General features: G+C 63.9%; 15 protein-coding genes. 6 read left to right on the forward strand and 9 right to left on the reverse strand.

Features of this window, described 5'->3' with window-relative positions; all coding sequences use genetic code 11:
- The first annotated feature begins 72 nt into the window (after nucleotides 1-72).
- Nucleotides 73-1,164 carry a pyruvate dehydrogenase (acetyl-transferring) E1 component subunit alpha gene (gene pdhA, locus Q8Q53_RS09870; protein WP_305701600.1) on the forward strand — a complete coding sequence of 364 codons (1,092 nt, stop codon included), beginning with the start codon at nucleotides 73-75 and terminating at the stop codon, nucleotides 1,162-1,164.
- Nucleotides 1,164-2,534, forward strand: a complete 1,371-nt coding sequence (locus tag Q8Q53_RS09875) for a pyruvate dehydrogenase complex E1 component subunit beta (protein WP_305701601.1) — start codon at nucleotides 1,164-1,166, stop codon at nucleotides 2,532-2,534. Before pdhA ends, Q8Q53_RS09875 begins: the two co-directional genes overlap by 1 nt.
- Before the next feature lie 19 nt (nucleotides 2,535-2,553).
- On the opposite strand, the gene Q8Q53_RS09880 is transcribed toward Q8Q53_RS09875, so the two are convergent.
- From Q8Q53_RS09880 to Q8Q53_RS09905, 6 genes are all read right to left on the reverse strand, one after another.
- On the reverse strand, nucleotides 2,554-3,246 hold the full coding sequence (locus Q8Q53_RS09880) for a TadE/TadG family type IV pilus assembly protein (RefSeq protein WP_305701602.1): 693 nt from the start codon (nucleotides 3,244-3,246) through the stop codon (nucleotides 2,554-2,556).
- Entirely contained in the window at nucleotides 3,243-3,860 is a 618-nt protein-coding gene (locus tag Q8Q53_RS09885) for a TadE/TadG family type IV pilus assembly protein (RefSeq protein ID WP_305701603.1), read from the reverse strand. Before Q8Q53_RS09885 ends, Q8Q53_RS09880 begins: the two co-directional genes overlap by 4 nt.
- Nucleotides 3,857-4,555 carry a TadE/TadG family type IV pilus assembly protein gene (locus tag Q8Q53_RS09890; protein WP_305701604.1) on the reverse strand — a complete coding sequence of 233 codons (699 nt, stop codon included), beginning with the start codon at nucleotides 4,553-4,555 and terminating at the stop codon, nucleotides 3,857-3,859. The genes Q8Q53_RS09885 and Q8Q53_RS09890 overlap by 4 nt, the downstream gene beginning before the upstream one ends.
- A gap of 139 nt (nucleotides 4,556-4,694) precedes the next feature.
- Complete coding sequence (locus Q8Q53_RS09895; RefSeq protein WP_305701605.1) at nucleotides 4,695-5,129, reverse strand: TadE/TadG family type IV pilus assembly protein; 435 nt, start codon at nucleotides 5,127-5,129, stop codon at nucleotides 4,695-4,697.
- Nucleotides 5,126-5,551, reverse strand: coding sequence for a TadE/TadG family type IV pilus assembly protein (locus tag Q8Q53_RS09900; protein ID WP_305701606.1), 426 nt, complete (start codon nucleotides 5,549-5,551; stop codon nucleotides 5,126-5,128). The genes Q8Q53_RS09895 and Q8Q53_RS09900 overlap by 4 nt, the downstream gene beginning before the upstream one ends.
- 50 nt (nucleotides 5,552-5,601) lie before the next feature.
- Nucleotides 5,602-7,191, reverse strand: a complete 1,590-nt coding sequence (locus tag Q8Q53_RS09905) for a TadE/TadG family type IV pilus assembly protein (protein ID WP_305701607.1) — start codon at nucleotides 7,189-7,191, stop codon at nucleotides 5,602-5,604.
- 144 nt (nucleotides 7,192-7,335) lie between these two features.
- On the opposite strand from Q8Q53_RS09905, the gene Q8Q53_RS09910 reads away from it, so the two are divergent.
- Nucleotides 7,336-8,007, forward strand: a complete 672-nt coding sequence (locus tag Q8Q53_RS09910) for a hypothetical protein (protein WP_305701608.1) — start codon at nucleotides 7,336-7,338, stop codon at nucleotides 8,005-8,007.
- Between the two features lie 18 nt (nucleotides 8,008-8,025).
- Nucleotides 8,026-8,493, forward strand: coding sequence for a hypothetical protein (locus tag Q8Q53_RS09915; protein ID WP_305701609.1), 468 nt, complete (start codon nucleotides 8,026-8,028; stop codon nucleotides 8,491-8,493).
- 76 nt (nucleotides 8,494-8,569) lie between these two features.
- Here the strand turns inward: Q8Q53_RS09915 and trmFO are convergent, their stop codons facing one another.
- Nucleotides 8,570-9,910 (reverse strand): methylenetetrahydrofolate--tRNA-(uracil(54)-C(5))-methyltransferase (FADH(2)-oxidizing) TrmFO, encoded by a 1,341-nt coding sequence (gene trmFO, locus Q8Q53_RS09920; protein ID WP_305701610.1) that lies wholly within the window; start codon nucleotides 9,908-9,910, stop codon nucleotides 8,570-8,572.
- A gap of 80 nt (nucleotides 9,911-9,990) precedes the next feature.
- Between trmFO and Q8Q53_RS09925 the strand changes: the two genes are divergently transcribed.
- A complete protein-coding gene (locus Q8Q53_RS09925) occupies nucleotides 9,991-10,653 on the forward strand; it encodes a lysoplasmalogenase (protein WP_305701611.1) in 663 nt (220 codons plus the stop codon).
- On the opposite strand, the gene Q8Q53_RS09930 is transcribed toward Q8Q53_RS09925, so the two are convergent.
- Together Q8Q53_RS09930 and gyrA are read right to left on the reverse strand one after the other, a co-directional pair.
- Nucleotides 10,628-11,473, reverse strand: a complete 846-nt coding sequence (locus Q8Q53_RS09930; protein WP_305701612.1) for a TauD/TfdA family dioxygenase — start codon at nucleotides 11,471-11,473, stop codon at nucleotides 10,628-10,630. The genes Q8Q53_RS09925 and Q8Q53_RS09930 overlap by 26 nt on opposite strands.
- The gene (gene gyrA, locus Q8Q53_RS09935) at nucleotides 11,473-14,247 is read right to left on the reverse strand and encodes a DNA gyrase subunit A (protein ID WP_305701616.1); all 2,775 of its coding nucleotides are present in this window, start codon (nucleotides 14,245-14,247) and stop codon (nucleotides 11,473-11,475) included. The genes Q8Q53_RS09930 and gyrA overlap by 1 nt, the downstream gene beginning before the upstream one ends.
- Nucleotides 14,248-14,564: 317 nt before the next feature.
- Here gyrA and Q8Q53_RS09940 point away from each other — a divergent pair, with 317 nt between their 5' ends.
- Nucleotides 14,565-16,007 carry a hypothetical protein gene (locus Q8Q53_RS09940; protein WP_305701613.1) on the forward strand — a complete coding sequence of 481 codons (1,443 nt, stop codon included), beginning with the start codon at nucleotides 14,565-14,567 and terminating at the stop codon, nucleotides 16,005-16,007.
- Nucleotides 16,008-16,199 lie beyond the last annotated feature (192 nt).

Here is a 16,199-nt window from a genome sequence, read left to right on the forward strand (position 1 = left end):
TGGGACGGTTTCCCTTGCGGCGGCTTGCCCCTATAGGCCAATCCATTGGACCACTCCCCAGGGGACCTGACTTTGGCAAAGCCTGCTTCAAGCCGCCCAAAATCCGCCGCCGCCACACCAGCCAAGGCCGGTGCCAGCGACGAAAACTTCGCGCTGCGCAGTCTGCAAGACGCGCACGAAGCGGACAAGCGTTACGCTGCCAGCGATGATGATCTGCTGCATTTCTACGAACAGATGGTGCTGATCCGCCGGTTTGAAGAACGTGCGGGCCAACTTTATGGCCTTGGCCTGATCGGGGGCTTCTGCCATCTTTACATCGGTCAGGAAGCGGTCGCGGTGGGGCTGCAATCGGCGCTGGCTCCCGGCAAGGACAGCGTGATTACCGGCTACCGCGATCACGGCCACATGCTGGCTTACGGGATCGATCCGAAAGTCATCATGGCGGAACTGACCGGGCGTGCGGCGGGCATTTCGCGCGGCAAGGGCGGGTCGATGCACATGTTCTCGACCGAGCATAAGTTTTACGGCGGCCACGGCATCGTCGGTGCGCAAGTGCCGCTGGGCGCGGGGCTGGCGTTCGCCCACAAGTATAACGAGGATGGCGGCGTCTGCCTGGCCTATTTCGGGGATGGCGCGGCCAACCAGGGCCAGGTCTACGAAGCGTTCAACATGGCCTCGCTGTGGAACCTGCCGATCATCTTCGTGGTCGAAAACAACGGCTATGCGATGGGTACGGCGGTGAAGCGCGGTTCGGCGGAAACGCACTTCTACCGGCGCGGCACCGCGTTCCGCATTCCGGGGATGTCGGTCAACGGGATGGACGTGCTGGAAGTGCGCCAGGCCGCCAACATCGCGCTGGAATACGTGCGCGGCGGCAACGGGCCGGTGCTGATGGAACTCCAGACCTATCGTTATCGCGGCCATTCCATGTCGGACCCGGCGAAATACCGCAGCCGCGAGGAAGTGCAGGAAATGCGCGACAATCACGATCCGATCGAACGCGCCAAGGCCGAACTGCTGGCGCGCGGCATTGCCGAGGACCGGATCAAGGAGATCGACAAGCGGATTCGCGCCGTTGTGGCCGAAGCTGCTGATTTTGCAGAAAATTCGCCGGAGCCCGAAATGCCTGAACTCTACACTGACGTGCTGGTGGAGAGCTACTGATGGCGATCGAACTGAAAATGCCCGCGCTTTCCCCCACCATGGAAGAAGGCACGCTGGCCAAGTGGCTGGTCAAGGTCGGCGACGAGGTGAAGTCGGGCGATATCCTGGCGGAAATCGAAACTGACAAGGCAACTATGGAATTCGAAGCCGTCGATGAAGGTGTGATCGGCCAGATCCTGATTGCCGAAGGCACCGAAGGCGTAAAAGTCGGCACGGTCATCGCGGTGATCGGCGGCGACGGTGCCCCCGCGGAGGCGGGGGTCTCAGGCCAGGAAACACCGGTCGCTGCCACTCCGGCCGAGGCCCCCGCCTCCGCGGGGGCGCAGCGCGCTGAACGCCCGGTGTCTGCGCCGCGCCCGGCCGATCCGGCCGTTCCCACCGGCACCAACATGAAAACCTCGACCGTCCGCGAAGCGCTGCGCGATGCGATGGCCGAAGAAATGCGCCGCGATCCCCGCGTGTTCGTGATGGGCGAGGAAGTGGCCGAATACCAGGGTGCCTACAAGGTGACCCAGGGCCTGCTCGAAGAGTTCGGACCGAAGCGCGTGATCGACACGCCGATTACCGAATACGGCTTTGCCGGGATCGGCACCGGCGCGGCGATGGGGGGCTTGCGCCCGATCGTGGAGTTCATGACGTTCAACTTCGCCATGCAGGCGATTGACCACATCATCAATTCGGCGGCCAAGACCAACTATATGTCGGGCGGCCAGATGCGCTGTCCGGTGGTGTTTCGCGGCCCCAACGGTGCGGCCAGCCGCGTCGGCGCGCAGCACAGCCAGAACTATGGCCCGTGGTACGCCAGCGTCCCCGGTCTGGTGGTGATCGCCCCCTATGACGCGGCCGATGCCAAGGGCCTGCTCAAGGCCGCGATCCGCAGCGAAGACCCGGTCGTGTTCCTGGAAAACGAGCTGGTCTATGGCCGCAGCTTCGAGTTGCCGGAACTGGACGACCATGTCCTGCCGATCGGCAAGGCCCGGATCATGCGCGAAGGCAGCGATGTGACCATCGTCAGCTACTCCATCGGGGTCGGGCTGGCGCTCGAAGCGGCAGAATCGCTGGCGGCCGAAGGGATCGATGCCGAAGTGCTCGATCTGCGCACGCTGCGCCCGCTGGACCGTGAAGCGGTGCTGACCTCGCTCGCCAAGACCAACCGGCTGGTGGTGGCAGAGGAAGGCTGGCCGCAGTGCTCGATTTCATCCGAAATCATGGCGCTGTGCATGGAAGACGGGTTCGACCTTCTTGATGCGCCGGTGCTGCGGGTGTGCGATGAAGATGTGCCGCTGCCTTATGCCGCGAACCTGGAAAAGGCCGCGATCATCGACGCAGGCCGGATCGCTGCCGCCGTGCGCAAGGTCTGCTATCGTTGAGGTTCACGGGAAGTTGGCCTCAGGTCAGCTTCCCGTTGGATGACAGCACGGCTTGTCCGCGGAACGTGCTGCAGGTCTGGACCTGATCCGGCGAATCCGGATCGCGCTGGTAGATCTGCGTCAGATCGCGCTTGTCGCGCACCGTGAACGAGGCAATCGCCCGGATTTCGCGGTTGCCGATGAACCGGTCGGACACAACCGGGCGGTAGTTGTAGACCAGTTCAACAAAGATCACCGCATCGCCGGTCTGGGCGATCACTTCGGCTCCGGCCGGTCCCATGCCATCCATCGAGCCGTCCAGCCCGTCGCCTTCGTCGCCGTAACTGGACCCGGCTTCCATCGCCCCCCGGCAGCGCTGCCATTTGATGTACTGGTTGTCGGTGCCATCTTCGACCTGCAAGCTGGAAATCATCACGCGCCCGCGTCCATAGATGTCCAGCGATCCGGCTTGCAACTGCGCGCCATAGATCACGTCATTGATGTCGCTTTCATAGACCTTGCGGTTCTGCAGGGTCGATGTGTCCCCCACGCGTGAGGCGTTGTCGGCCAGATGAATGGCCAGCTGCGACATCTTCATGTTGACCAGCGCATAGTTGGCGGTTTCCGCACCCCACAGCCCGGCCATCAGCAGGAACGGTGCGCCCAGTGCAAATTCGGTCATCGCGACGCCGGAGGTGTCGCGCAGTCGGCTGATGAGTTTGCGCAAGGTCATGCGGTGCAGTTCCCGGTCGTCGGATTTTGGCTGACCTGCTGTGCACCGAACGGCTGGTTGCGCAGGACGGTGTTGGCGGTGAGCGAGAAGGTGTTCGATTGCCCCGGCAGGAAGCTGTAGACCGGGAACATCCGGGGATAGTCGATCGTCACGCTGTACAGCACGGCATCGCGCGCGCCGCCGATCCCGTCGGCCCCGGCGTTGGCGTCCCAGATCCCGTTGCCGTTCGCATCTTCGAACAGCTCGCCATTGTCGCACGTGCCGTTGCCGTCGATATCATCCCAGTCTTCCGGGCGGTTGACGTCGGAGAACCCGGCATAGAACCGGCGGTTGAAGGTCATGGTAGCCCCGGGCGCGACCGCCCGGATGGCGCGCGTTACGCCGGCGTCGATTTCCTGCTGACGGCCCGCCGCCCCTTCGACCGTCGCATTGCGCGCGGCCTGCTGAACCGCGCCGTTCAGCATCTCGTTGGTGTACATGTTGTAGGCCAGATCAAACAGGCCCATCAGCAAGAGCATCAGCACCGGCGAAACCAGCGCAAATTCGACAATGGTCGCGCCGGTATCGTCGCTTTTCAGGCGTGAAAGCTGGGCGATAATGGCGCGTCGGGTCATTTCGAAATCCTCAGGTCACCCAGAGATTCCGCGATTTTGCTGAAAACTTCGCTAAGCTCGGCAGAATTAGCTGCTTCGAACGATCGGCCAGGACCGGCGCACTCAGTCATGATCGGGTTGAGCGACGTGCCGAACCCGATCACCCAGACAGTAATGTTCTTCTTTTTCACTTCGTTGCACGCTGCGGCAAAGCGGCGTTCGACCACCCCGGTCAGGCTCAGGCCCAGCTTCGGCGCGGCCGGATCCCACCGCCGCCGGTCGAGCGGTTCGACGCCGTACGCGCCATAGGTCACATCCAGCGCCTGCGTTTCCCCGTCGGTCAGGAAAATCATGTGGCGCGCGGTCGGCTTGCCTGCGACGTCCTGGTTGTCGGCCGCAAAGATCCCGCTGCCGGACAGCAAGCGGCCTCCCCAGATCATCCCGACATCGCTCACCACTGGCGGCAGTTCGCCGGTGATGATGATATCCGAACCCAGCTTCTTGCGGGCGGCCAGCACCCCGGAATCGCAGGCTTGCTGAAGACGCGACTGGGCGAGGTATGACCGGCCCATGTCCACCCCGCCGCCGACCATCGCCAGCAACGGCACCACCCCCGCCGCGATCATCGCCAGCGTGTTGCCGCTTGCATCGCTGGCCAGGCGGCGAAGCAGTGCGTGGTGCTCGTGGAGGGGCTGGGTATGACGGCTACGATCCATCAGTTTCGCCCATGTTGCAGTAATATCAGGATATTCCCATAGCCGACGGCTATGATGAAGCGCCGAAGGAACGTGGTTAATAAATTCTACAAGGGAATTTAAATTGCCAAACTTCCATGACTTTCAGCCGGGGTTGCGATCAGCTTTCAATCAGGAAAACCGGGCGCGAGTAGGTTATGGGAATGGCCTCGACCCCGATCAGTTTCAGCATTGATGGAATTCGGTATGTCAGGGTCAGCGTTTTCTCCGTGGCTCCCGCGACACGTTGGTCAGCGGCATCGGCAATGGTCACATCAAGCTGCGATGTTCTCAGGCCGTAAGGACTGCGGATTGCCACGCTGCGGGCATATGCCTGCAGCTGTGTATCGCTCAGCCGGTTAGCGGATTGATAGTTGACCACGGCATAACGCGTGACATCGGCCGAAGCACTGCGCAGCGCGTTATAGTTCTGCATGCCGATGCCAAATTGCAGGACAGCAAATATCATGGCCAGAAAGGCTGGCGCAATCAATGCAAATTCAACGACAACACCGCCATCTTGTTTGCGCCAAAGCTGAATCAGATAGCACTTCATGCCGGGTTGGTCGCCTGTTTGAACAGAACGTATCGTTCTATGTTGAAGTCGATCGAGTTCTTGATGCCAAACTTTGTCCAGATAGGTTCGTATTCGTCTGTGATAGTGATTTTGACGTAACTGGTGACTTTGGCGTTCGCCGCGCACTCACTGACCGCAGTGACATAGGCGGCGCTGTCGTTGCAGCGGTAAACGGCGGCTACGCTCACTTTGTCCGCTTCCAGATTGGCCGATGCCATGATTACTTCACGCAAGGTCTGGCGCTTCTCCGAAGTATCCGGATCCACGGCCAGTGCGATGGCCTGCGCTTCGGCGACAGCGCCCTGCAGTTCGCTCTGTCGGGCCACCATGCTGCTGATCTGGAAGGCGCCCAGGCTGAGCAGCACGATCACTGGCGCGATCAACGCCGTCTCGATCGCCATCACCCCGGCCGTTTCGCCCGCCAACCGGCGGACTGCATGGTGCCGGCGCATCATACCACCAGCTTCACTTTGCTGATCTCGTTCGCCACCACCGAATCCTCGGTCATGCCGGCGGGGCAGAACGTCGTCATGTTGGCCGTACCGGTGATCGTGATCGTGGCTGCTGCAATCATCAGGCATTGGCTGGTCACGCTGGCCGTGCCGGAGAAGTCGATGCCGCTTTTCGACAGATAGATCGTACCGTTGAGCACAGTCTCGGCGTTGCCATTCAGGCGGTTCTGGTTGGTGCCGCTTGAATTGCGATCCTCGAACACCAGCATCCCGGCCAGCTTGTTGGCCTCGGCTTCGGCGATCCCGCGCGCGATCAGGTCCGACGCCTGGATGGCAGTCAGGCTGACTTTCGATCCGCCGTTGATTTTCAGATGGGCGCCGTTCTTAAGCACGAACATCACGCCCGCGCCGGTCACTTCATACTGCCCGCTGATTTCCAGACCACCGCCATCGATGACATAGACGCCCGGCGCAAAGATCGTTGTGCAGTCGACCTTGATGCCGCCGGAATACGTGCCGGGGACGGTCGTCGCCAGATCGGGCGTCGTGGTTGATGTGACGTTGGTATAATTGGTCGTGGTAACGGTCGTTGCCTTTTCCCAGGTGGTATTGCTGGAACTGCCGTTGACGGCAGTCCAGACCACGGTGGTAGTCACGACGATGCCTTCGACCGTCTCGTTGGAAACGATCGTGTAGGTTTGCGACGTTGACGAAGTGCTGGGGTTCTTCTGCTTGTTGTAATTGGTCTGGGTCGCCGTTTCGTAATCTGCGCCCTTCCAATAGGTGTAAGTCGTGCTGTTGTCCTTTGCGACGTTGGCGCGCGTGGTCTTGCTGCCCTTGACGCAGTTGTAGGTGCGGGCAGTGCGGCTCTCCACCGGATTGGGCGCGGTCAGGGTTTTGAACGGGTCCTGCAACCCTTCCAGATATTCATGCACTTCGTCATCGGTGTTGTTATCGAACCAATCGTCGATACCGCCACGCGACAGAACCCAGCCTGCGTTGATTTCCGGGTTACCGTTGATAATGATTGCCTGATCGGACGTGGATAACGCCGCCATTCCGCAGCCAGCGGTCAGAACCGATGTGCCGCTCACCGTGATCGCACCGTCATCGTCTTCGTCGACCGCCACCAGACAACTGGTGAAGCTGGCACCCTCGGAATAGGCCGCCTGGGCATAGGCGCCCACCGTCACCGACCGACCGGTCATGAAGCTGGAAAAAGGTAGCGTCCGCGTCACTTCCGCCGAAACGGTAACGCTGTTGCCACTGCCGCCGGAATAGTTCGCCAGCGACACTTCCGGCGTACTGACATGATCTTTGGTCGCGGAAAGGTTGGACGTGAACTCCTGACGGGCGCGGGCGGCGTAGAGGTCCTTCGATGCGGTCTGGGTACGCGCCCAGGCACCGGCCAGCGCGGCCTGATCGACCGCGAACTGCAATTCACGCTTCCACATGTACCACTGGGCGGTATCCACAGCCAGCCCGGAGCCACCGATCATGGCGGGCAGGCCCAATGCGAACAGCAGTGTCGCATTACCGCTGGTGCCACCGCGCAGGCGGCGCATCTGACGTCGGATCGAGTCGAGCATGGTGCCCCCAAAAAAGTTCTTCAACGCACAGGCGATACACCAGCGTAGTATCCGCTCCTTGAAGCAACAGGGTAAACGGCGCGTTACTTTTCGCTGGTTTTCCAAGCGTTGCAGCGCTTTGCATCCGCTGGATGGGGGTGTAGCGTGACCCGCGCAACCATGGCCGATTCCGCCCTTCTTGAAGCAATCCCCACCGAACAGCGGTTGGCGCTGGCCTATGCGCGCAACCCGGACAAACCCTTAATGCTGGCGCTTTTTTTGCTCGATGCGCGGCTGGCTGCCACCGTGCGCGGCGGGCGGGAGCCGGTGCTGGCCCAGATCAAGCTGGCCTGGTGGCGGGAGCAGCTGGCAAAGGACGCGGCGGATCGGCCTGCCGGGGAGCCGCTGCTGGCGATGCTGGCCCCGCTGGCGGCGGAAGGCGCGGCGCTGGGGCGGATGGTCGATGGCTGGGAACAGTTGCTGGGTGATTCGCCGCTGCCGTCCGGCGCGCTGGAATGCTTTGCCGATGGGCGCGGCGCGGCCTTTGCCGCACTCGCCCGCCACATCGGTGAACCCGCCGCCGCACCAGCGGCGGAGCGCGCGGCGCGCGGCTGGGCGCTGGCCGATCTTGCCGCCAAGCTGGGGCAGGCCGAAGAACGCGCCGCCGCGCTGGATTTGGCCGCCCGGCAGGACTGGGCGCGCATTGCCCTGCCGCGCCGGTTGCGGCCCTTGCAGGTGCTGCACGGGCTGGCCCGGCGCGAACGCGGGCAGGGGCCGCTGCTGGCGGGACCGGGGGCGCTGCTTGTCGCCACGCGGATCGGGTTGTCGGGTTTTTAGGATAGGGAGGTCGGCTGGATGAACCGTGTGATCCTGGGGGCGGTTTCCGCGCTGTTGATGGCCGGGGCCGGATTGTTCTGGTGGCAGGGCCAGGCCGCGACCGAAGCCGCCGCTCCGCTGCCGCCAACCGTGGCCGAAGTGGACGAGCGGCCGGCATTCGATGAACTTCCGGAGGAGGACGGCGAAGGGCTGATCGGCCCGGCGCTGCCGCACGTGGACGAGGACACGCGCGAGGAAAAACGCTTCAACCGGCTGGACCGCAACCGTGACAATCTGGTCAGCCGCAACGAAGCCCTGATGCCGCGCGTCGCCGCGTTCCGCAAGCTCGATACCGATGGCAACAACCTGCTCAGCTTTGAAGAATGGGCGGTGGCGACCTCCAACCGCTTCAAGGGCGCGGACGCCAATGGGGACAGCCAGCTGACCCGGCAGGAGTTTGTCAAAACCCGGCCCAGGCAACCGAAAAAGCCCGCCTGCCGCTGTTAGGCCTGCCTTTCCCAGCCCGGTCACCCCGGACTTGATCCGGGATCCCGCTGGTCTTCGTGCGCGGGGTGGCGGGCCATCACACCGCTGTCAGCCACCCCGCCAGATCCTGCTTGGCGCGGGCGGTGTAGGCTTCCTTGCGCTGTTTCTTTTTCACTTCTGCCGGGGGCGGCGGGAACAGGCCGAAGTTGATGTTCATCGGCTGATAGCTGTCCGCCTCGGCATCGCCGGTGATGTGTGACAGCAGCGCGCCCAGCGCGGTGGTGCGGGGCGGCGGGGTCCACGGGGTTCCGGAGATTTCGGCCGCCGCCATCAGGCCCGCCATCAGCCCTACGGCCGAGCTTTCGACATAGCCTTCGCAGCCCGTCACTTGTCCGGCAAAACGGATATGCGGCGCGGATTTAAGGCGTAGCTGGCGGTCCAGCAACTCGGGCGAGTTCAGGAACGTGTTGCGATGCAGCCCGCCCAGCCGCGCGAACTCGGCGTTCTCAAGCCCCGGAATGGTGCGGAACAGGCGGACCTGCTCGGCGTGCTTCAGCTTGGTCTGGAAGCCGACCATGTTCCAGATCGTGCCCAGCTTGTTGTCCTGGCGCAGCTGGACCACGGCATGGGGCCAGCGCCCGCCCGGAAATTCGGGCGTCGCCTCGTGCGGGTTGTCCAGCCCGACCGGCTTCATCGGCCCGAACCGCAGCGTATCGACCCCGCGTTCGGCCATCACCTCGATCGGCATGCAGCCTTCGAAATAGGGGGTATTGGCCTCCCATTCGCGGAATTCAGTCTTTTCACCGGCCATCAGCCCGGCGTGAAAGGCCAGATACTGCTCCCTGGTCATCGGGCAATTGATGTAATCCTTGGTCTCGCCCTTATCCCAGCGGCTGGCCATCCAGCAGATGTCCATGTCGATGCTGTCGCGGTAGACGATCGGCGCGATCGCATCGAAGAACGCCAGGCTGTCCGCGCCGGTTGCCTGCCCGATGCTGCCCGCCAGCGCGGCGGCGGTGAGCGGCCCGGTGGCGATGATGGTCAGGCCAGCGGCGGGCAGAGTGTCGATCCGTTCGCGCACCACCTCCAGCGTCGGCTGCGCGGCGAGCGCGGCCTCGACTTCGGCGGAAAACACGTCGCGGTCCACGGCGAGCGCCGACCCGGCGGGAACCTCGGCCTTGGCCGCCGCTGCCATCACCAGCGAATCGAGCTGGCGCATCTCGTGGTGGAGCAGCCCGACCGCGTTCTTTTCATGATCGTCGGAGCGGAAACTGTTGGAGCAGACCAGTTCGGCCAGCCCCGTGGTCTGGTGCGCGGGGCTCATGTCGCCGCTGCCGCGCATTTCCGACAGGCGCACTTTCAGCCCGCGTTTCGCCAGTTGCCAGGCCGCTTCGCTGCCGGCCAGTCCGCCGCCGATGATGTGAATGTCATATGCCATGCGCCCCCCACTAACGCTTGCGCGGGCGAAATTACAGCGCCAAGCAGCGTGGTCAGTCTTAAGTCCGGGGGGAACCAGCCATGCCGCATCGCGCCTTGATCGAGAAACGCCCCTGGCTGCTGGCCAGTCTGGCCGCCGGGATCAGTTTCTGGTTCGTGAAGGATTCGGACCTGCCGGGGCTGTATCAGATGGCGTGGAAGGGGGCAGGGGTGGCCCTGCTCGCCGTCTATGCACTGGCGCGGCACAAGGGCGCGGATTCGCGGACAATTGCGGCGGTCATGGCGTTTGGCGCGCTGGGCGATGTGCTGATCGAACTGATGCTGGAGGCCGGGGCGGTGGCGTTCCTGATCGGGCACCTGATCGCGATCCGGCTCTATTGGCAGCACCGCCGGGTGGCGACCAGTTTCAGCCAGAACGCGGCGGCGGCGGCATTTCTGGTCCTGATCCCGGCGATCAGTTTCCTGCTGCCCGCCGACCGCGCGGCCGCACCGGGCATCGCGCTCTATGCACTGGGGCTGGCGGCGATGACGGCGGCGGCGTGGACGAGCAGCTTCCCGCGCTACCGGGTGGGAATCGGCGCGGTGATGTTCGCCGTGTCGGACTTGCTGATTTTCGCAGAGCTGGGACCGCTCGCATCCAGTCCGCTGCCGGGGCTGCTGATCTGGCCGCTCTATTACTTCGGGCAGTTCCTGATCTGCACCGGGGTGATCGGCGAACTCAGGAGCCGCTCCACGCCGCAATAGTGGTGCGGTGCAGTTCGCGGCGGTGGCCAGCATAGCCGCCGGTCGCGCGGTGCAGGACAGAGCGGTTGTCCCACATCACCAGCATCCCCGGCTCCCAGTGGTGGCGATAGACGAAGCGGTCATCGCCCTGCCAGGTCTGCAAGTCCATCAGCAGCGCGATGGCGGCGTCCTGCGCCAGTCCCTCGATCGCGATGATATAGCCCAGCGTCGAATAGAACCCCCGCCGCCCGGTTTCGGGATGGGCCGGGACCAGCGGATGGGTCTGGGTGGCGAGCGCCGCCTCGCTGGGGCGAATGTCCATGCTGCGGCCCGCATCGCGCGCGCCATAGGTGCCGTCCGGGGCGTAAGGCAGGCGGGCGGAATGGACCGCGACCAGATCGGCATAACGGGCCTGCTGCTCGCCGGTCAGCGCGTCCCACGCCATGTGCTGGTTGGCAAACAGCGTATCCCCGCCAACCGGGGGAATATCGACCGCCATCAGGCAGGTGCCAGCCGGCGGGCGGGCCTGAAAGCTCCAGTCCGCGTGCCAGTTTTCGGCGAACAGCGGTGACTGTTCATCCGCCTCGCGCCGGATCGCGGCAATGTGCTGACGGCCGGGGATCGGGGCAAAGAACGGATCGTCCCCGAACCCGCCGAACGCCAGCGTGAAGCGTTCCAGATCATCGTCGCCGATCTGCTGGTCGGGGAAGGCCAGCACGTGGTGTTCCAGCCACGCCCTGCGGATTGCTGCGACGGTGCCCGGTTCCAGTGGCTGCGACAGGTCAACCCCGGTCACGCGCGCGCCGCACGCCTGACCGGAAGGTTCGACCCGCAGCGCCATCAGTCCGCGTCGCCGTCTGGACTGTCCGGGCCGACTGGATTGTCCGGGCTGTCCGGGCCATCTGGCACCGGCGCATCCACGACCGCTTCTTCGCCCGCGTCGTCCTCAGCTTCGGCCTCGGCGAGGCGGACTGCGCTGACCACGGCTTCGTCATCGGCCACGTTGAACAACCGCACGCCCGCACTGCCGCGCCCGATGACGCGCAGCGAGCTGAGCGGCAGACGGATCAGCTTGGCCTGATTGGTCACCAGCATCAGCTGGTCGGCCTGAACCGCCGGGAAGCTCGCCAGCACCGGGCCGTTGCGGGCGATGTTGTCGATATTGGTGATGCCCTGACCACCGCGGCCCGTGCGCCGATATTCATAGGCCGATGACAGCTTGCCATAACCGTTGGCACAGACCGTCAGGATGAACTGTTCGCGTTCCTGCATCTCGATGAAGCGTTCGGCGGAGAGTGAATGCTCACCCTCGCGGTCGGGCTTCCACGGCGCGAACCTGACGTATTCCTCACGCTCTTCGGAACTGGTGCCGACGCGGTGGAGGATCGACAGGCTGATAACCTCGTCGTCACCTTTCAGCGTCATGCCGCGTACGCCGGTGGAGGTGCGGCTGGTGAATTCGCGCACTTCATCGGCGGCAAAGCGGATGGCCTTGCCTGCGCGGGTGGCGAGCAGCACGTCGTCGGTCGATTCCAGCAGCGCCACGCCAATCAGGCGGTCCGGGCTGTCATCCTCAAACCGCATCGCGAACTTGCCATTGCTGGGGATATTCGCGAACGAATCCATGCTGTTGCGGCGGACGTTGCCCTTGGCCGTGGCAAACACGACCGACAGCTTGCCCCAGTCCGCTTCATCCTCTGGCAGCGGCAGGACGGTCTGGATGGTTTCATCCTTGTCCAGCGCCGGCAGCAGGTTGACGATCGGCCGGCCGCGCGTGGCCGGGCCGCCTTCAGGCAAACGCCAGACTTTCAGGCGGTAGACCTTGCCCGCAGTGGAGAAGAACAGCACCGGGCTGTGCGTCGAGGTGACGAACATGGTCGTGACCACGTCCTCATCCTTCGTCGCCATGCCCGCGCGGCCCTTGCCGCCCCGGTTCTGCGCGCGGAAGGTGGAAAGCGGGGTGCGCTTGATATAGCCGTCCATGGTGACGGTCACGACCATGTCTTCGCGCTCGATCAGGTCTTCATCGTCGATCCCGTCCGCCGCAGCGGTGATCTGCGACACGCGCGGCGTGGCATAGGCATCGCGGATCGTGACGAGTTCTTCGCGCATCACGGCATAAAGCTTTGCCCGGTCGCTCAGAATGGCAAGATAGCCTTCGATCGCGGCGGCGAGGATTTTCAGTTCGTCGCCGATCTCATCCCGGCCGAGCGCGGTCAGGCGGTGCAGGCGCAGTTCCAGAATGGCCCGGACCTGCATTTCAGACAGGCGGTAGGTGCCGCCTTCCTGATCGGCGTTCGGCTCAATCGCTTCGACCAGCTGGATATACTGGGCGATGTCGCCAATCGGCCATTCGCGCACCAGCAGCGCGGCGCGCGCGGCGGCCGGGTTCGGCGCGGCGCGGATGATCCGCACCACTTCGTCCAGATTGGTGACCGCGATCACCAGCCCCAGCAAGATATGCGCCCGGTCACGCGCCTTGTTCAGTTCAAACTTGGTGCGGCGGGTAATCACTTCCTCGCGGAAGGTGATGAACGCGGCGATGATATCGCGCAGCGCCAGCGTTTCGGGGCGGCCACCCCGGATCGCCAGCATGTTCGCGGGAAAGTTCGATTGCGCGGGCGTGTTGCGCCACAGCTGGTTGAGCACGACTTCCGGCGTGGCATCGCGCTTGAGGTCCATCACCACGCGCACGCCCATCCGGCTGGATTCGTCGCGGATGTCGGAAATGCCCTCGATCCGCTTGTCCTTGGCGGCTTCGGCGATCTTTTCGACCAGGCCCGACTTGCCGACCTGATAGGGCATCGAGGTCAGCACGATCGAGCGGCGGTCACCCCGGCCTTCCTCGATCTCGTGGCGGCAGCGCATGATCACCGAACCGCGCCCGGTCAGATAGGCCGAGCGCGCGCCGTGCGTGCCCAGGATTAGCGGGGCCGTGGGGAAATCGGGCGCCGGGATATACTGGATCAGTTCCTCGGTCGTGATCGCCGGGTTGTCCATATAGGCCAGACAGCCGCCGATCACTTCGCCCAGGTTGTGCGGCGGAATGTTGGTGGCCATGCCGACCGCGATCCCGCCCGCGCCGTTGACCAGCAGGTTGGGGAAGCGTGCCGGGAGGACCGACGGTTCCTTGCGCGAACCGTCATAGTTGTCGACGAAATCGACCGTATCCTTGTCGAGATCGTCGAGCAGCGAGTTGGTCACCTTGGCCAGCCGTGCTTCGGTGTAGCGCATCGAGGCCGGCGGATCGGGGTCCATCGAGCCGAAGTTGCCCTGACCGTCGATCAGCGGCAGGCGCATCGACCAGTCCTGCGTCATGCGCGCCAGCGCGTCATAGATCGCGCTGTCGCCGTGCGGGTGATAGTTGCCCATCACGTCGCCGACGATCTTGGCCGATTTACGATAAGGCCGCCCGGCGACCATGCCGCCTTCCTGGCTGGCGAACAGGATGCGGCGATGCACCGGCTTCAACCCGTCGCGCACATCGGGCAGCGCGCGGCTGACGATCACGCTCATCGCGTAATCGAGGTAGCTCGTTTTCATCTCATCGACGATGTCGACGCGCTGGAACTCGCCCAGCGGGCCGGTCGGCTCGGGCGGAGTGGCTTCGGGCATTTCGGTGTCTTCGCTCACGCGGTTTTATCGCTGTTGTTGGCGGGAATATCGGAAGCTTCCGGCCCTAGGCCAATGCGGCAGCGATAGCCACCATAACCCCGCCGCAGCCCGCTTTTTTCCACACTTGCAGCGCGATTTCTGCCAGATTTCTGAACGAACGGGACGAACTGCATTCAATCACCGTTCAGTGGCGGAAATCTAGATCGGCAGGCAGTTGCCAAAGGGACCGTTTCCCGTCAGTAGCAATTTCGAAGTTTCGCCCCGGCTGCTTGCGGAGAAAGGGTCCGCAAGGCCGGTTGCCAAGGAGAGCAATGCCCATGAGCCGCACCTCGTTCCTGACCCGTCCCGCCTATGCGCTTGCGCTTGCGCTGGTGACCGTGGCCGGTGCCGGTCTGATCGCCAGCCCGTCGATCGCCGCAGAAAAGAAGGACAAGAAGAAGGACGACAAGGGGCCAAAGCTGGCTCCGTCCAAGGCCTTCACTCCCGTCTATATCGCCACCCGCGATGCGATCGACAAGGCGGGCAAGCGCCCCGACGTGATCGCGGCGAAGGCCAATGTCACGACAACCGAAAACGCCTATCGCGCGGCGCAGGGCAAGTCTGCGCGCGATGCGGCCAAGGCTGCCTATGACAAGTCGGTCGCCGATCTGGGCAACCTGCTGGTCGCGGAAAAGGCCGTGGTGGCCGATGCCTTCACCAAGACCCAGACCGAAGATGACCGCCTGTTCGCGGGCCAGTTCGCGCTCGACGTTGGCAATCTCGCGCTGGACAAGGGGCTGCAACGCCAGGGCCTCGACGCCATGCTGGCCAGCGGCAAGCTGCCCGCCGCCAACATTCCGAAGTATCACTACTTCGTTGGCGGTCTGGCTTACGACATCAAGGACTATGCCGGTGCGGCGACGTCGCTGAAGTCGGCGATTGCCGCCGGGTACACCGACAGCAGCGCCAGGACCCTGCTGGCCGAAGCGCAGTACAATGGCGGTCAGCGCAGCGAAGGCCTGACCACGCTGCGCGCGCTGGTGCTGGAAACCAAGGCTGCCGGTCAGCCGGTTCCGGCCGAGTGGCTCGATCGCGGTGTGCAGATGGCCTATTCGGCCAAGCTGTCGGCGGAATCGATGGACTGGGCGACGCTGCGGCTCGACAGCTATCCGGGTGAATTCAACTGGATCAGCGCCGCGCAGATCGTGCGGGAAAAGGCCAACTATGGCTCGAACGACGCAATCGACGTGTCGCGTCTGCTCGACCGCGCAGGCGCGCTGAAAAGCAGCAGCCCGTCGGTGCAGCGCGAATATATCGAATACCTGCAGTCGGCCGTCGGCAAGGCGGGCGTGCTGTTCCCCGGCGAAGTGGTCAAGGTGGTGAACCAGGGCCTGGCTGTAAAGGCGCTTGATGCCACTGATCCGTTCGTCAAGGACGCGCTGGCCGAAGCCAGCCGCCGCGTCGCACCAGACAAGGCCACCTTGCCGGGTCTGGAACGCGATGCCCGTGCGGCCAACGCAACCGCCCGGACCGCAACGATCGCTGCCGATACGTTCCTGAGCTATGACATGAACGACAAGGCGGTCGATCTTTACACCATCGCGCTGGCCAAGCCGGGCGTCGATGCTTCGACCGCCAACCTGCGGCTGGGCATTGCCCTGCTGGCCCAGGGCAAGTCGGCCGAAGCGCAGGCAGCCTTCGCCAAGGTCGACGGCCCGCGCGCGCCGCTGGCCCGGTTGTGGGCCGTGCTGGCCTCCGGCAAGGTGGTCAGCGGCGCCTGATCCGGCGCTGACAGCCTCGTGAGATGCGAAGGGCGGCAGGTAACTGCCGCCCTTTTGCGTTGTGTTGTGCTTGGTAGTTGAATCCACACCCGGATCAAGTCCGGGGTGACGGTGGCTTTGTTTGACCTGCCGTTCGTGTCGAGCGAAGTCGAGACACGTGGATGCGCGCGCAAGGTGTCTCGACTTCGCTCG

The sequence above is a fragment of the Novosphingobium sp. genome (assembly GCF_030699305.1).
In the GTDB taxonomy this organism is placed as follows: Bacteria; Pseudomonadota; Alphaproteobacteria; order Sphingomonadales; family Sphingomonadaceae; genus Novosphingobium.

Coding starts and splice junctions, on each gene's coding strand:
- Q8Q53_RS09890 (WP_305701604.1), bottom strand. CDS start 4,555: ATGGATCGTAGCCGTCATACCCAGCCCCTCCACGAGCACCACGCACTG.
- Q8Q53_RS09905 (WP_305701607.1), bottom strand. CDS start 7,191: ATGCTCGACTCGATCCGACGTCAGATGCGCCGCCTGCGCGGTGGCACC.
- Q8Q53_RS09880 (WP_305701602.1), bottom strand. CDS start 3,246: ATGACCTTGCGCAAACTCATCAGCCGACTGCGCGACACCTCCGGCGTC.
- gyrA (WP_305701616.1), bottom strand. CDS start 14,247: ATGCCCGAAGCCACTCCGCCCGAGCCGACCGGCCCGCTGGGCGAGTTC.
- trmFO (WP_305701610.1), bottom strand. CDS start 9,910: ATGGCATATGACATTCACATCATCGGCGGCGGACTGGCCGGCAGCGAA.
- Q8Q53_RS09875 (WP_305701601.1), top strand. CDS start 1,164: ATGGCGATCGAACTGAAAATGCCCGCGCTTTCCCCCACCATGGAAGAA.
- Q8Q53_RS09900 (WP_305701606.1), bottom strand. CDS start 5,551: ATGGCGATCGAGACGGCGTTGATCGCGCCAGTGATCGTGCTGCTCAGC.
- Q8Q53_RS09930 (WP_305701612.1), bottom strand. CDS start 11,473: ATGGCGCTGCGGGTCGAACCTTCCGGTCAGGCGTGCGGCGCGCGCGTG.
- Q8Q53_RS09940 (WP_305701613.1), top strand. CDS start 14,565: ATGAGCCGCACCTCGTTCCTGACCCGTCCCGCCTATGCGCTTGCGCTT.
- Q8Q53_RS09925 (WP_305701611.1), top strand. CDS start 9,991: ATGCCGCATCGCGCCTTGATCGAGAAACGCCCCTGGCTGCTGGCCAGT.
- Q8Q53_RS09915 (WP_305701609.1), top strand. CDS start 8,026: ATGAACCGTGTGATCCTGGGGGCGGTTTCCGCGCTGTTGATGGCCGGG.
- Q8Q53_RS09895 (WP_305701605.1), bottom strand. CDS start 5,129: ATGAAGTGCTATCTGATTCAGCTTTGGCGCAAACAAGATGGCGGTGTT.
- Q8Q53_RS09885 (WP_305701603.1), bottom strand. CDS start 3,860: ATGACCCGACGCGCCATTATCGCCCAGCTTTCACGCCTGAAAAGCGAC.